The sequence below is a fragment of the Streptomyces sp. NPDC058401 genome, assembly GCF_042722885.1.
Classification (GTDB): Bacteria; Actinomycetota; Actinomycetes; order Streptomycetales; family Streptomycetaceae; genus Streptomyces.
Window position 1 is genome coordinate 93,755 of sequence record NZ_JBHXKA010000012.1, and the last position, 15,682, is coordinate 109,436.

At 71.6% G+C, this 15,682-nt stretch carries 10 protein-coding genes; 3 read left to right on the plus strand and 7 right to left on the minus strand.

The window, feature by feature from the left end:
• Positions 1–168 precede the first annotated feature (168 nt).
• Together ACFWNV_RS06910 and ACFWNV_RS06915 are read left to right on the plus strand one after the other, a co-directional pair.
• Positions 169–855, plus strand: a complete 687-nt coding sequence (locus ACFWNV_RS06910; RefSeq protein ID WP_383941661.1) for a hemolysin III family protein — start codon at positions 169–171, stop codon at positions 853–855.
• Between the two features lie 10 nt (positions 856–865).
• Positions 866–1,306: a nitroreductase/quinone reductase family protein gene (locus tag ACFWNV_RS06915; protein WP_383941664.1), complete on the plus strand. Its 441-nt coding sequence runs from the start codon at positions 866–868 to the stop codon at positions 1,304–1,306.
• Positions 1,307–1,363: 57 nt separating this feature from the next.
• On the opposite strand, the gene ACFWNV_RS06920 is transcribed toward ACFWNV_RS06915, so the two are convergent.
• The 7 genes from ACFWNV_RS06920 to ACFWNV_RS06950 form a co-directional block, all read right to left on the minus strand.
• On the minus strand, positions 1,364–3,724 hold the full coding sequence (locus ACFWNV_RS06920) for a galactose oxidase-like domain-containing protein (protein ID WP_383941698.1): 2,361 nt from the start codon (positions 3,722–3,724) through the stop codon (positions 1,364–1,366).
• A 136-nt stretch (positions 3,725–3,860) separates the two neighbouring features.
• Complete coding sequence (locus ACFWNV_RS06925) at positions 3,861–5,054, minus strand: glycosyltransferase (RefSeq protein ID WP_383941667.1); 1,194 nt, start codon at positions 5,052–5,054, stop codon at positions 3,861–3,863.
• 6 nt (positions 5,055–5,060) lie between these two features.
• Entirely contained in the window at positions 5,061–6,818 is a 1,758-nt protein-coding gene (locus ACFWNV_RS06930; RefSeq protein ID WP_383941670.1) for an ArnT family glycosyltransferase, read from the minus strand.
• Positions 6,815–8,161: a glycosyltransferase gene (locus ACFWNV_RS06935; RefSeq protein WP_383941673.1), complete on the minus strand. Its 1,347-nt coding sequence runs from the start codon at positions 8,159–8,161 to the stop codon at positions 6,815–6,817. Before ACFWNV_RS06935 ends, ACFWNV_RS06930 begins: the two co-directional genes overlap by 4 nt.
• Positions 8,162–8,459: 298 nt before the next feature.
• A complete protein-coding gene (locus tag ACFWNV_RS06940; protein WP_383941676.1) occupies positions 8,460–10,514 on the minus strand; it encodes a thioredoxin domain-containing protein in 2,055 nt (684 codons plus the stop codon).
• 165 nt (positions 10,515–10,679) lie between these two features.
• Positions 10,680–11,462 carry an RNA-guided endonuclease InsQ/TnpB family protein gene (locus tag ACFWNV_RS06945; protein ID WP_383941678.1) on the minus strand — a complete coding sequence of 261 codons (783 nt, stop codon included), beginning with the start codon at positions 11,460–11,462 and terminating at the stop codon, positions 10,680–10,682.
• Complete coding sequence (locus ACFWNV_RS06950) at positions 11,405–11,959, minus strand: RNA-guided endonuclease InsQ/TnpB family protein (RefSeq protein WP_383941681.1); 555 nt, start codon at positions 11,957–11,959, stop codon at positions 11,405–11,407. Before ACFWNV_RS06950 ends, ACFWNV_RS06945 begins: the two co-directional genes overlap by 58 nt.
• Before the next feature lie 268 nt (positions 11,960–12,227).
• Between ACFWNV_RS06950 and ACFWNV_RS06955 the strand changes: the two genes are divergently transcribed.
• Complete coding sequence (locus ACFWNV_RS06955) at positions 12,228–15,632, plus strand: tetratricopeptide repeat protein (RefSeq protein ID WP_383941684.1); 3,405 nt, start codon at positions 12,228–12,230, stop codon at positions 15,630–15,632.
• The last annotated feature ends 50 nt before the right edge of the window (positions 15,633–15,682 follow it).

Genomic DNA, 15,682 nt, shown 5'->3' on the forward strand with positions numbered 1-15,682 from the left:
CCCGGACGCTTCGCGCTCCGCTCATCCGGTGTCGACCGCACTCATCTGATCATCCGGTGCGTGTGCGCATATGTCCAGGGGGCCTCTCACGTGAGCATCGCCACTCCGGTCAATCTTCCGTAAAGCGCACTAACGGAAACCTACGCAACCGTAGGTAGCATGTCCGCCATGACTTCCGACGCCGCTGCCGTGGCCGCTCCGATGGTCGAAACCGCCGATCAGGAGACCAAGCCGCTCATGCGCGGCTGGCTCCACACCGGCATGTTCCCGGCCGTGGTGATCGCCGGCCTCGTCCTGATGGCCTTCACCGACTCGACCCGGGCCCGGGTGGCGTGCGGGGTGTACGTCCTCACCGCGTGCCTGCTCTTCGGAGTCAGCGCCGTGTACCACCGCGGTACGTGGGGCCCGCGCGGCGAGGCCATCCTCCGGCGGCTCGACCACGCCAACATCTTCCTGATCATCGCGGGCACGTACACCCCGCTGACCGTGCTGCTGCTGCCCGACTCCACCGGGCGGACCCTGCTGTGGGCGGTCTGGATCGCGGCCGCGGCCGGCATCGCCTTCCGCGTCTTCTGGGTCGGCGCCCCGCGCTGGCTCTACACGCCCTGCTACATCGCGATGGGCTGGGCGGCGGTCTTCTTCCTCCCCGACTTCATGCGCACCGGCGGCATCGCCGTCCTGGTGCTGGTCATCGTCGGCGGCCTCCTCTACAGCGTCGGCGGCGTCATCTACGGCATGAAGCGCCCGAACCCCTCACCGCGCTTCTTCGGCTTCCACGAGGTCTTCCACTCCCTGACCCTGGCCGCCTTCGTCGCCCACTACGTGGGCATCTCGATGGCCGCCTACTCGCACTAGAGGAATCCACATGTCCGACTACGACCCGGCCGCCGTGAAGCTCAGCCCCAACCCGCACGTGCGCGACCAGGCGGTTCGGTACGAGGAGTCGGGCGGCACGCGGGACACCGACATGAACGGCTCGCCCTGCCTGCTGCTGGACTACCGGGGCCGGGTCAGCGGCGGCTGGCACCGCACCGTGCTCATCTACGCCGAGGAGCTGGACAGCCACCTGATCGTGGCCTCCAACGGAGGTTCCGACCGGCACCCCCTGTGGTTCGCGAGCATCGAGGCCGACCCCGAGGTGCACGTACGGGTACTGGGCGAGCGGTTCCGGGCCCGGGCCGAGGTGCTGCCCCCGGAGGAGAAGGCCAGGGTCTGGCCCCTCCTGCTCGCCGTGTTCCCGCGGTACGACGCGTACCAGCAGGGGACCGACCGGGACATCCCGGTGATCCGGCTCAGTCGGGCCTGACGCACGGCACGCGTCCCAGGGGCCCGGACCACCCCTGGGACGCGCACCTGCGTGCGCCTACGTGCAGGCGTAGCCGTCGCCGTCCGGGTCCAGGCGGAGGGGGTCGCTGCCGTTGACCTTCAGGCGGGCCGGGTACTTGTGGGCGGCCAGCCAGTCGCAGCGGGACTTCGTCGTCGCCTTCACCTCCGCCGGGAACCGCGTGGGCACGCACACGTTGGCCGTGCCGTAGTGCCGGTCGCAGCCGGCCACGCTCGGGGCCACCGGGGCCGAGTCCCGCCGTGCGGGATTCTGCTTCGGGGCCGCCAGCTCGGCGGCGAAGGTGTGCTCGTGCGCGGTCGGGGGCTCGGCTTCGGCCGCCAGGGCGGAGGGGCCGCCCAGGTGCACCCACTGCGCGATCGACGGGATGCCGTTCGCGTCGACCGCGAAGAGCATGTACCAGCCGGGCGGCGCCAGGTTCGGGTTGCTGGTGACGTTCAGGTCGACGGTGGTGCCGTTGACGACCGTGAGCGGCAGGTCCACGAACCGCTGGTTCGGGTCCGAGGAGTGGGTGACCGCGGCCGGCCGGATCAGCTCCGCCTTGGCGACCGCCCGGTTGACGGTGATGCGCTGCGTGTCCCCGTACACCCACTGGTTGTCGATCACCGAAGTGATCTGCGGACGCGCCCCCTTGAAGAGGTACGGCGGGGTGTAGATCGACACGTTGTTGTTGTACGTGCCGTTGCCCGGGTTGTCGCCGACCGACATGACGCGGCCGTCCGGCATCAGGAACGAAGCCGAGTGGTAGGTCCGCGGGATCGGGTCGGTGGCCAGCCCCGGCTGGTAGGTGTTGGTCACCGGGTCGAAGAACGAGGCCTCGTACACCGGGTCGGCCCGGTCGTGCAGCGCGCCGCCGGTCTCCAGCACCTTGCCGTCCGGCAGCAGCACCGCGGACACGTACATCTTGCCCTCGGCGCCGGTCTGCGGGCGCTTGCCCGCGCCCTGGTCGACCAGGCCCTGGGGCAGGTCCGGGCCGGCCGTGTAGGCGGGGCTCGGCTGCTTCAGGTCGATGATGTCGGTGAGCCGGTTCGCCGCCGGGTTGGACTCGTTGTTGCCGCCGCCGATGGTCAGGACCCGCTGGTCCTGCGCCGGGGGCAGCAGCACGCTCGCCGACTCGTCGCGCTGGTCCTTGCCCCGCAGGCCCGGCACGTCGGTGATGGTGTTGGCGCCGTAGTCGTACACGGAGGAGCCGGTGCCCTGGGTTCCGTTGCCGAAGGTGTGGCTGCCCGAGTAGAAGAGCCGGCCGTCCTGCATGAGGATCATCGACGGGTACAGGCCCCAGTACGACCAGGTCTGGTTGACCTCGTTCATCGGCAGCCACTTGTTCTGCGCGGCCGAGAACTTCTCCGCGGTCACGTTGCCCGTGGAGTCCTCCTTCAGCCCGCCGAAGGTGATCACGTCGCCGTTGCCGAGGACGGTCGCCGACGGGTACCAGTGCCCGCCGTTCATGTCGTTCGTCTTCGTGTACTTCTCGGTCGCCGGATCGAAGGTGTACGAGTCCTTCAGCCCCTGGTAGCCGATCGTGCCGTCGGCCGAGGGGTAGCCCTTGTTGCCGCTCATCACCAGCACCCGGCCGTCGGCCAGCTGGACGTGGCCGGAGCAGAACATGTCCACGGGCGTCGGGATCGTCTTGAACGAGCCGTTCGCCGGGTCGTAGACCGCGGAGGTGAAGGTGCCCGCGTTGAACTGGGCGATGTCGTTGCCCGAGCCCGCGATCAGCAGCACCTTGCCGTTCTTCAGCACGACGGCGTGCATGGAGCGCACCGGGTTCTTGGCGGCGATCACCTGCCACGCGCCCTTCGCGCACTCCGTCGCCGTACCCGTGCAGGTGGGCTGCGGCGGGGTCACCCCCACCTCTTCCAGCGCGTAGTCGTCGGTGGTGAGCGTGCCCACCCCGTAGACGGACAGGCCCCACACGATCTTGTCGGTATTGGGCGGGACCGCCGGCGTACGGACCGCCGTGCGCGCCCACGCCGCACTGACGGGGGGATTCTGCAGATCGGTCCAGTACTGCCAGCCGGCCGTCGTGTCGTGGCGGAACACGGTCACCGACACGTCAGGGGTGTTCGACTTGTACCAGGCCGACAGGTCGTACTGGCGGCCCGGCACGACCGTCGGGGCGCAGGTGCCGTTCTCGGTGACCAGGGCCTTGCGGTCGCCGTCGACCCGGCGGGTGAGCGAGACCTTCATGGCCTTGGTGCCGGAGTGCGCGTCGGCGACGGTCGCGAAGGTGAAGTCGTTGTCGCCCCAGCCGGACTTCGACCAGCAGGACGGCATGTCGGCGCCGGCCGGACCGGCGGTCTCGAAACCGGGGTTGGTGAGCAGGTTGGGCGGTCCGGCCGTGGCCTGCTGCGGTGCGGTCAGCAGCAGGCCCGCGATCATCGCCCCGACGGCCGGCAGGGCGGCCCGCCACCTTGCCCTTGCCCTGCGCCGGATCTTCCTCTCCATGGGGAGCATCCCTTCGTGCGGCTCGTCGTGCGGCTCGTCGTACGACTCGTCGTACGACTCGTCGTACGACTCAACTCGTGTGCGTGCGGCCCGTCTTGCGCGGAAGGTAGACGAATGCCTCCGTCGCCGCGAAGCGCAGGACGAAGGTGGTGACCAGAGCCAGCGCCGTCGCGGACAGCACCCCGAAGCCCCAAGTGCCGACGAACACCGCGATCAGCGGGATCCGCAGCAGCAGATCGGCGTTGGCCAGCAGCGTGAAGCGTCCGAGGCGGTCGGCCCAGTGGCGGTGCCGGCGCCGGTCGCGGAACAGCAGGGTCTCGATGAGGAGGAAGTTCCACAGCACCCCGGCCTGGTTCGCCACCACCTCGGCGACCAGGTAGTTCATGCCGGTGTGCGTGAGCATCCACAGGGCGGCCAGGTTCGGGACGAAGCCGGAGAGCCCGATCAGCCCGAAGCCGATCATGCGGGCCAGCGGGGTCGCGGAACGCAGCGAGGCGAGATGGGTGAGGAAGCGCAGGCCCTCGCGGGCGGTGGACTTCGACTCCCCCGAGAAGCGGTCCTGGAACACGAAGGGCACCTCGGCCACCCGCGCCGGGCGGCAGCGCACGGCCAGTTCCAGCAGGATCTTGTAGCCCAGCGGCTTCAGCGCCTCCTGCGTGACCGCCGAGCGGCGCATCGCGAAGAACCCGCTCATCGGATCGCTGATCCCGCGCAGGGCGCGCGGGAAGAGCCCCTTGGTCAGCCAGGTCGCCCCGCGCGAGACCGCGATCCGGTAGCTCCCGGCGAGCCCGGCCCGGCTGCCCCCGGCGATGTAGCGGGAGGCCACGACCAGGTCGGCGCCGGTGCGCTCCCCCTCCCCGACCAGCTCGGGGACCAGGTGGGGCGGATGCTGGAGGTCGGCGTCCATGACGACGATCCAGTCGGTGTCCGACCGCCCGATCCCCGCCACGACGGCCCCGCCGAGCCCGCCGTCGGGGCTCTCGCGGTGCAGGACCTCCACCGGGAAGGCGCATTCCCGGGCGGCCGTCTCGATGACGGCCGGGGTGTCGTCCGTGGAATCGTCGACGAACAGCACCGACACGGGCAGGTGCGCGGGCAGCGCGGCGGCCAGCCTGCTCAGCAACTCCGCTATGTTTCCGGCCTCGTTGAAGGTCGGAATGATCAGGGTGACACTGCCGGGGGCGGGCGCCTCGACGGCTCCCTCCGGCAGGTGCGGGGCATGCGGGACGTGCGGCGCATGCGGGGCCCACAGGTCTTCGCTCATGCCGGATCAACTCCCGTTGGCGGTAGGGGCGGTGTGGCTGTCGGCCGGCCGGTCCGTGCGGCGGATCTCGATGCGGTCCTCGCCCTCGCCGAAGACGGCGACCGGCGTCGAATGCTCCAGCGCGGCCTTCACGTTGGGCAGTTGGGCCGCGTCGCGCCGGACCGTGGGCGAGGAGACCACGTAGTCGATGTCCCGCCAGCCGCCCGGCAGGGTCTTGGTGACCGCCGGGTCCAGGTCGGCCTTGTAGAACCAGATGGCGCCCAGCCCCGGATCGAAGCCGTGGTGGACGGCGTCCAGCCACAGCGCGTCGTCGACCAGCACCCGGGTCGTGGCGGGCTCGCGCACCTCGCTCCCGAGCCAGGCCGCGGCCTGCCGGTACGGGGCGTTCGCGTCGACGGTGAGCGCCGTCCGGTTGCCGTCGTACCAGCGCGGGACGAGGTAGACGAGGGCCGAGGCGGCCAGGACGCCGACCAGCGCCCACCGCCCGTAGGCCAGGGCGCGCCGCTCCCCCGGCGCGCGGCGGCGGCGCAGCACGGCGTGGGTGACGCTGGCCGCGCCCCCGGCGAGCACCAGCGCCAGGAAGGGCAGCGCCTGGATCACGTACATCGCCGGGAGGTAGCCGGAGGGCCGCAGCGCGACCAGGCCGAGGATGACCACGGCCAGCGCCGGGCCCGCGAGCGCCCGGGCCGTGACCGACCACCGGATGGTGACGAGGAGCAGCACCGCGCCGGCCAGCCCGCCGAGCGGCAGCACGGTGTCGTAGTACAGCCAGGACTCGAAGACCCCGTGCGAGCCGGAGCCGGGGTCGAGGATGAAGCCGGAGCCGGCCCGGCCCATCTGGTAGACGATCCCGTCGATGAGGGAGACGTGTCCGGAGCCGGGCAGCAGCTCGGCGTTGAGCAGTGCGTACAGGGGGTACGTCACCCCGATCAGCACGCAGGCGGTGACGGCTCCGGTGACGGCGAACTTGCGGGTGTCGCGGTGACTGTGGCGCCACATCGTCACCAGCAGCGCCGGGAGCACCACCAGCATCGTCTCCTTCGTCAGCACGGCGGTGGCGGCCGCCAGGCCGGAGGCGAAGTGGTGCCACAGGTGGCGGCTGGGGGACGCCGCGAGGCAGAAGGCCAGCAGCATCCACATGACGGCGATGTTGTCGAGGAAGATCTCCCGCTGGAGCACGACGGAGAGCGGGGAGAGCCCGAACAGACCCATGGCCAGACCGGCCGCCCAGCGCGGCAGCCAGAGCCGGCGCGCCAGCACGTACAGCAGGACCGCGCTGGCGGCCGACACGGCGAGCATCGAGAACCGCATCGGTGCGACGGTCATCGCGTCGGGTACGAACAGGGACGGCAGGTACGTCAGGCCCGCGATCTGGATCCAGCCGAGCGGGGGATGGTCGTACCAGTAGGTGTAGTGGGCCAGCCCCTTGCCCTGCTGGACGGCCCACGCCTGCGCGAGGTAGGTGCCCTCGTCGTCGCTGAGCGTGGGGAAGTTCGTGATGTTCCAGCCCTGCACGAGGAGGATCGCGAGCAGCAGCGCACCGCACAGCAGCAGATCGGGACGGGAGGAGCGGAACCGGACGAGCGGCCGGGCCGGCGCAGCCGGTCGGACCCCGAGGCCGCCGGTCCGCTGGCGCGGGATGAGGACTTCGGCGGCGGGAGCGGCGGCGGGAACGGTGGCGGGAGCGGCGGCGGGAGTGGTGGCGGGAGCAGTGGCTGTCGAACCGGCCGCGGGATCAGTGGCCGTGGGCAGGGTGGCGGTCACCGGTGGCTGTCCTCTCGGGTGAGGGTCTTCGGGCTGCTCGGGCTGGTCGGGCTGGTCGGGGCGGTCGCGCTGCTCTGGCTGCTCGGGCTGGTCGGGGCGGTCGGGGCGGCGAGGTGGGCTCCGGTGTGGCTGGTGAGCTCCCAGTCGCTCCGTCCGCGCTGCTCGCGCCAGACCGCGCGGATCGCGGCGCCGGCCAGCATCACCTGGTAGAACGGGCCGCCGACCACGAGCTTGACGTAGTGCGTGAAGCGCACGCGCAGCCCGTACTGACGGCCGAAGTCGTGCAGGCCGACCACCTCGAAGACGAAGGTCACCATCGCCGTGATCATCGGCAGGAAGGTGACGATCGCGACGCCCACGGGCACGTCGAGGAAGACGGCGACGGCGAAGTTCACCGGGATGACGACCCCGGACGTGGCCTGCATGAAGGGGGTCATGAGCGTGTACCGGGCCAGCCAGCGCTGGCCGCGGCCGGGCAGCTGCTGCCAGTCCTTCTTGCGGTAGACCTGGAGGAATCCCTGGTTCCAGCGGGTGCGCTGCTTGAGCAGGCTCACCAGGGAGCCCGGGGTCTCCTCGCGGGTCACCATGTCCGAGTCGTAGGCGACGACCACCTTCTTGCCGACGGAGGACAGCCGCACGCCCAGGTCGCAGTCCTCGGCGAGGCAGTTCGGGTCCCAGCCGCCGGCCTCGCGCAGCACCTCGGTGCGCACGAAGACGGTGTTGCCGCCGAGCGGGATGAAGCCCTTCTCCGCGTGCAGGTGCAGCCGGGAGCGGAACCAGAAGAAGTACTCCAGGCAGTTGCGCAGGCTGTACCAGCTGGAGTGGAAGTTGATGAGCTGGACCCCGCCCTGGACCACGTCGGCGCCGGTGGCGCGGAAGGCGTGGTCCACGTGGGACAGCAGCTCGGGATGGACCTGGTCCTCGGCGTCGAAGACCCCGACGATGTCGCCCCGGCAGTGCGGGAGGGCGGTGTTCAGCGCCTTCGGCTTGTTCTTGACCTCGTGGTGGTCGGTGACGACGCGCACCAGGCCGGGCGCTCGGGCGGCGGCGCGCTCGGCCACCTCCGCGGTCCCGGGGTCGTCGTGGCCGACGATCACGATGATCTCGTAGTCGCGGTGGCTCGATTCCAGGAGCCGCTCGATGGTGTGCTCCAGGACCGCCTGCTCGTGGCGGGCGGGCAGCAGCAGGGAGAAGGCCAGCCGGCCGCCGCCGTCGGGGCGGTCGAACCGGGTCGAGGCGAGCGTCTCGGGCGTCCGCCACGCGTGCATCTGCCACCAGAGCGTGAACGCCGCCATCCAGAAGAGCGCGAGCGATACGACACAAATGAACACGGATATGAACAAAGCGTCCCCCACAGACGTGCCGCAACCCCATGCGGCGATCCCCGAACCCCCCGGGGGACGGGCGTCGCGCGGCGGGCTCCCCAGCCCGCCGCACTCGCCCCGCCCCCCGATTCCCCCCGCGTGCGCAACCCCCGGTGCGCGCTACTGCCCCGGCGCGCTCTGGCGCCGACAGTGACTGATCGGTGACTCCGAAGTCATGAGATTAGGCAGCGAACATGACGCTCAGGCGCTTTCGAGATAAAAACCACGTTGCCGAACTGACCTTGATACAACCGGAATTGACGCTACTCCCCTACTTTCAGGGATGAACCGTACCCAACTGCTCAGCCAGCTCGACCGGATCGGTCGTAGGCCGCGCGCAGACGAAATGTCGACAGACATACGCCGTCGGGAGGTCGTGCACCAGCGTGCGCTCGGCCAGAAGGGGGAACTCCCCGCCACTGCCGTCCGCCGCCCCCGGCAGACCCGACGCCACGACCGCCCCGGGAGCCGTCGCCAGCAACGCGACCCGGTGCAGCTCCGCCCGCGCCGGATCCTCCGGATGACCCACCACCGCGACCTCGCGCGGCCCGTCGACCAGCGCCTCCGCGACCGCCAGCCCGTGCCCGATGAACCGCGGAGCGCGCGGCCCGAGCGCGTGCACCACGGCGAGCGCACGCTCGGCCGCCGTGCGGTGCGCCTGCGAGCCGGTGTGCGCCGCGTACGAGAGCAGGGCGCCGGCGGCGGCCGTCCAGCCCGAGGGGGCCGCCGTGTCGGTCGGGTCCTGCGGGCGCCTGATCAGCTGCTCGGCGTCGTGCGCGGTGTCGTACAGCGAGCCGTCCTCGGCGGTGAACCCGGCCAGGACCAGGTCGACGAGGAACCCGGCGAATTCCAGCCAGACCCCTTCCCCGGTGACGGCCGCCAGCGCCAGGAACCCCTCGGCGACGTCGCCGTAGTCCTCCAGCACCCCGGCGTTCGTCCCGACCCGCCCGTCCTTGCTGGTCCGCGCGAGGCGGGCCATCCCGTCCATGTGCACCCTGACCAGCAGGTCGGCGGCCTCCGTGGCCCGCTCGACCAGGTCGGGCCGGTCGAAGAAGGCCCCGCACTCGGCGAGCGCCGCGATGGCCAGCCCGTTCCAGGCGGCGACGATCTTGTCGTCCCGCCCGGGCGCGGGCCGCGCCTGCCGCGCGGCGAGCAGCCGCTCCTTGAAGCCGGCGAGCCGCTCGTCACCGATGTCCGGTCCCTGGGCGGGCAGTTGGAGCACCGACATGCCGTGCTCGAAGGTGCCCTCCTCCGTCACCCCGAAGCAGGCGGCGGCCAGGTCCCCGTCCTCCTCCCCCAGCACCTCGCGCAACTGGGCGGGAGTCCAGGCGTAGTAGACCCCTTCCACGTGCTTGCCCGTCGCCGGATCCTCGCTGTCGGCATCCAGTGCGGAGGCGAAGCCGCCCTCGTGGGTGCGCAGTTCCCGGACCATGAAGTCGGCGGTCTCCAGGGCGATCCGCCGGGCGAGCTCGTCCCCGGTGGTGCGCCACAGGTGGGCGTAGACCCGGCACAGCAGCGCGTTGTCGTAGAGCATCTTCTCGAAGTGCGGAACGACCCACTCCCGGTCCACGGAGTACCGCGCGAACCCGCCCCCGAGCTGGTCGTAGATCCCGCCCCGCGCCATGGCCCCGCAGGTGTCGGCCGCCATCTGCAGCGCCCCCTCGGACCCGGTCCGGGCATGGTGGCGCAGCAGGAACTCCAGCACCATGGACGGCGGGAACTTCGGCGCCCCGCCGAACCCGCCGCGCGTGGCGTCGTACTCCCGCACCAGCCCCAGCAGCGCCTGCCCGAGCTCCTCGGGCCCGGGGGTGCCGGCCTTCCCGTAGTCGAGCTGCCGCCCCGCGAGGTCCCGTACGATCCGCTGCGCGACCTCCGCCACCTCCTCGGGCCGCCCGACCCACGCGGTGCGCACGCCTTCGAGCACCTGCATGAAGGAGGGCATCCCGTGCCGGGGCTCGGGCGGGAAGTAGGTCCCGAAGTAGAAGGGCTCGGCGTCGGGCGTCAGGAACACGGTCATGGGCCACCCGCCCTGCCCGGTCGCGGCCTGCACGGCCTCCATGTAGACGGCGTCGATGTCGGGCCGCTCTTCACGGTCGACCTTGACGTTGACGAAGTGCTCGTTGAGGTAGGCGGCCGCCAGCTCGTCCTCGAAGGACTCGTGCGCCATGACATGGCACCAGTGACAGCTCGAGTATCCGACGCTGAGAAGCACGGGCACCCCACGCTCCCGCGCCTCCGCGAAGGCCTCCGGGGACCAGGGCCACCAGTCGACGGGGTTGTCGGCGTGCTGGAGCAGGTACGGGGAGGTCTCGTTCGCGAGGCGGTTCGACATGGGCCAAATCTATGCGCAGCAAGCCTGCGCGCGCGATCTGCCACATCGCGCATGGAACCCGACCGCTCCAGCACTCCCCGCAACGACCGGTGTGGTCGCATCATCACGAAGTGCTCGTTCATTTGACGCACCCCTCGACCCACGGGCCAACGGTTCCTGCCACGGTCAAACGACCGTCTCGGCGGCTTCCTGCTTCATCGCGCTGCGCCAGGCTCTCGGCCCGGTCTTACCCGCGCTCCACGAGGCGTTTAGCCTGTCCGCCCGTCCGGCGGCCAGGGTGTTGATCGCTGCGTTCTCGTCCCGGTTGTGGACGGCCCCACACGGCTCACAGGTCCATTCCCGGACATTGAGAGGCTTGGGCCCTCCCCTGTGTCCACACAGAGAACAGACTTGCGTGGTCGGCTCAAAGCGCCCGATCTTCCCGAAGTACCTGCCTTGCTTGGCAGCCTTGTACTCCAGCATGCCCACGAACGTCGACCATCCTGCGTCGTAAACCGACTTGGCTAGCCGGGTGCGCGCAAGGCCGAACACCGCGAGATCTTCCACGTACACCGCTTGGTTATCGCGGATGATCCGTGTCGACACCTTGTGATGCCAGTCCCTGCGCTGGTCAGCCACCCGCGCATACTGCCTCGCCACCTTGATCCGCGCCTTGGACCGGTTCCTCGAACCTCTCGCCTTACGCGACAGCTCCCGATGCAGCCTCTTGAGCTTCTTCTCCGCACGACGCAGGAACCTCGGGGTCTTGACCTTGGTGCCGTCAGAGAGCACCGCGAACGTCTCCAGACCCAGATCGATACCGACCTCACCACCCACTTCTGGCAGGACATCTACATCCACATCGACCACAAAACTCGCGAAGTACCGGCCTGTCGAATCCTTGACTATCGTCAGCGACGTGGGCTCCGCCGGGAGGACCCGCGACCATGCGACTTTGAGGTCACCCACCCTTGCCACATGCAGCGCCCATTGCCCCTCACCCCGAAGGCACCGGAGGTGAGGCGAATGGACTGCCGGCTTTCCTTCCTCGACTTGAACCGTGGAGGGCCAACCCTCCTCCCCGTGCGCTTGCCCGCGACCGAATCGAAGAAGGACTTGAACGCAGCATCGAGGTCTCGAAGCGACTGCTGCAGTACGACGGCAGACACCTCGGCCAACCAGGACCTCTCCTTGGTGCGCTTCGCCTGGGTTATGCAGAGCTTGGACATCACCGCCGAAGTCGGATAGGCCAGCCCCGCCTCATACGCCTTCTTCCGGGCACGCAGACAGTCGTTCCACACCACACGGGCACATCCGAACGCCCGCGCCAATGCGGCCTGCTGTGAGGTATCCGGGTATATCCGGTAGTTATATCGGAGCTGCACAGATATGACGGTAGCCCCACAAGTCGCATGGATGCGCGAAAAGGTCACTAGTGTGCGAAATTGGCCGCCATGGACCACCATTGCTCATTACCGCCCCACCCGTAACGACCCAAGATCAGCCGTCCAGGCGCCTCGTGTTCGGGTCCAGGTGGCCGCGCCGCTCGCGGCAGGAGCAGGGCCACCGGCCCCACACGCGGTCCGGAGGATCCCCAGCGCCTGCCCACCGGCATCCCTCAAGCGATCGGTTGATGGCCAACTCCCTCTGAACTAGCTCAGATTCCCTCGCGCTCGCGACCGTCCCGACGGACACTTGTGGCACGGTGCCGGAGCTCTCTGAGGGGGATTGCCGATGCGGGACAGTCATCGCGGTGAGGCCGAGCGGCTGCTGGGGCGGGCCGTGGAGGAGGAGTCCCGGCGGGGAGCGGGCGGGGCTGCCGGTACTCCGGAGGCCAGGGCGGCGCTGCTGGCGCGCGGCAGGCAGGCGCTGGATTCGCTCGCGGCGAGCGCGGCCGCCGAGTACGAGGCCTACACGCACGCGCTGGACGAGGCGGCGGCCGGGGACGAGTCGCTCGGCGAGGCCTTCCGGCGCGCGAACACCTCGACGGCGGTGCTGGTCACGGGAGTTGCGGCCGCTGCCGCGGTCGTGGCCGACCTGGCCTTCGGCGTGGCCGCCGGTACGGCGCTGACCGCCGGTGCCATCGCGGGCGTGGCCGGAGCGACGGCGACGGTGGTCAAGGTGACGGCCCTGCACCTGCCCGCGGCGAACCGCCGTGCCGGGGAGCAGGGCCGGCCGGGCGGCGCGGAGCAGCTCAAGCTGCAGTGGCTGACGGCGCTGGAGATGCGCGGGATACGCCCCTTCCTGGAGCAGCAGCGCAAGGTGGCGGCGGCGCTGCAGGCCCCGGCCAAGGTGAACGGGAGCGGCGGCGGCGCCGGTTCCACGCTCCAGCTGCGCGGGGCCAATCGCAGCGCCGAGGCGCGCCGGCGGGCGATGCTGGAGCAGTCCTTCGGTCAACTCCCGGCGCTGGAGGGCGGGTTCTTCGGCCGTCGGGCGGAGCTGGCCCGGATCGCGCAATGGGTGCAGAGCGCCCGGGCGAGCACCGAGACCCGTCCGGTGGTCGTGGTGCTGCACGGGGAGCCGGGGGTGGGCCGCACCACGCTGGCGCTGCATGCCGCGCAGGCGCTGCGGGACCAGTTCAGGGGTGCCTGCGTGGTGAACCTGCGCGGCGGGGGCGCCGCGGAGAGCCCGCTGCCTACGCGTGAGGCGCTGCTGCACCTGATGAACCGGCTCGGTGCGCCGCGCGAGCAGTTGCTGTTCCGCGAGGGCTCGTCGGCGGAGCAGCAGGTGCGCAGGCTGGGCGAGTTGTACCACCAGCACGTGCAGGGCACTCCGGTGGCGGTGGTCCTGGACGATGCCGTGGATGCCGCGCAGGTACGGATGCTCGTGCCCGAGCGGTCCGAGAGCCTGGTCCTGGTCACGGCCCGGGAGCCGCTGGAGCTGCCCGCCGAGCTGGCGGCCTGGGTGTACCAGCTGCCGGTGACCCGGCTGGCGGAGGAGCCCGCCGCGGAGCTGGTCCGGGCGGCGGCCGCGGAAGCGTCGGGGGCCGGGGCAGGAGCGGCGGTCGCGGTCGCGGGGCCGGGCGCCGGAGGCGCGGCCGCCGCGGGAGCGGGAGCGGGGGCAGGAGTCGGAGCAGGACCGGGAGCAGGCCCCGGAGCGGGACCGGGAGCCGCGCCTGCCGCGACGGACCCGCCCCCGGCCGGCGCCGCGCCCGCAGCCCCGTACCCGCAGGAGACCGTACGGGCGCTGCTCGCGCTCGGCGCGGGCCTGCCGCTGGCGCTGCGCGTGCTGGCCCCCCTCGGGCACGCCGGGCAGGCTCCGGAGCCGGGTGGCTCCTCCCTGGACGCCGCCCTGGATCTGGCGTACGCGGCGCTGCCCGAGGAGCGGCGCCGGCTGCTGCGCCGCCTCACGCTGGCCGGCCGGGCCTCGCTGGGGGCGGCGGCCGCGGCGGCGCTGATCGACGCGGACCAGGCGGAGGCGGGGCGGCTGCTGCGCGAGCTGGCGCGGGCGGGGCTGCTGGACCACGTGCGCGGGGACCGGTTCCGCATGCACGACGCGGTGCGCGCGTACGCGGCGGCCCGCCTCGAGCGGGACGAGGACCGGGCCGACGCCTCGGCGGCGCACGAGCGGCTGATCCGTACGTACGCGCAGCTCGCGGACTCGGTGATCCGGATGGTCGACGGGAAGATGTCGACGCGGGCGAACGCCCTGTCGAAGGCGGGCACGGTCGGCGGGCACGGGTTCGCCTCCCTGGACGCGGCCCTGCGCTGGCTGGACGACGAGTCGAGCTTCATCACGGCGGCGCTGCGGCACTCGGAGGGCGTGGACCAGCAGGCCGTGCTGGACCTCCTGGGCGCGCTCTGCGACTTCTGCCTGCTGCGCGGCGACCTGTACCGGCTCGGTGAGATCAACGAGCTCACGCAGGCCGTCGACCAGGGTCTGCTGGTGCGCTCGGTGCAGTGGCGTACGGGCATCGCGGCCCGCCAGCTCGGTGAGCTGGACAAGTCCCGCACCACCCTGACCTCGCTGGTCGACCAGTACAAGGAGGCCCGGCAGGAGGCGGGTGCGGGCATGGCCCTGGTCTCCCTGGGCATCACCCTGCACCACCAGGGCAACCTCCCCGAGGCCTCGGCCCGCATCCGGGAGGCGCTCGTGCTCCAGGCCCCGGACGAGCTGGCGGGCGACCGGGCGTGGGGCCTGCACGCGCTCGGCGCGGTGGAACGCGACCGCGCACACCTCGCGGAGGCCCTGCGGCTGCTGCGCGAATCCCTCGTCCTGCACCGCGAGAGCGAGAGCGTGCACGGCGAGGCCTGGGCGCACTTGCAGCTCGGCCAGGTGTACCTGCGCCTGGGCGAGGTGCCGCGCGCGGAGGCGGAGCTGCGCCTGGCGCTGGAGCTGTACGGGCGCACGCGCGACGACCGGGGCCAGGCGTGGGCGCTGACCCAGCTGGGCCGGGCCCGGGTGGTCGACGGGGATCCGGGGCCGGCGCTGGAGCGGCTGCGGGACGCGCTGGCCCGGCACCGGGAGTCGGAGGACGCGCGCGGCGAGGCGTGGACGCTGTACTACCTGGGCCAGGCGCTGGAGGAGGCCGGGGAGCGGGACCGGGCGGTGCGGGAACTGGAGCGGGCCCGCACGATGTTCTCGCGGATGCGGGACGTGTACGGGCTGGCGCACGCCCGCCACCACTCGGGCCGGGTCACGCGCGACCAGCGGGCGGCGCAGACGGGGAACCTGAAGAACTCCGGCTTCGCCCGCCAGCTGCTGGTGGACGCGCGGGCGGACTTCCGGCGGATCGGGCTGGCCCACGGGGAGGCGTGGACCTGCCTGGAGCTGGCGGTGGTGGACGCGGGCAACGGGCGGACCGCGCAGGCGCTGGACCTCTGCGAGGAGGCGGTGCGGCTGTTCATCTCCTACGGGGACCGGCGCGGGGAGGACTGGGCGCGCTTCCTGCGCTGCACGCTCCTGCCGTACGCGGTCCCGGCGGCCCCGGACGAGGCGCGGACGGAGCTGGCGCGGCTGGCGGCGGCCCCGCATCCGATGCGGGACGGGCGGCTGGAGGACTGCCTGGAGTCCTACACGGTGATCCTGGCGCGCGGGGTGGACCCGGCGGAGGGCTGGCAGGCGTGGCGGCTGTCGCTCGTACCGAACCTGCACTCGCGGGAGATCATGGGCGTCCCGGTACCGCTGCCCTCGGTGTAGGGCGCGCGGAGGCCCGGCGCGCCGGCCCGCGCCCGCGGGGGCCGCGGCGG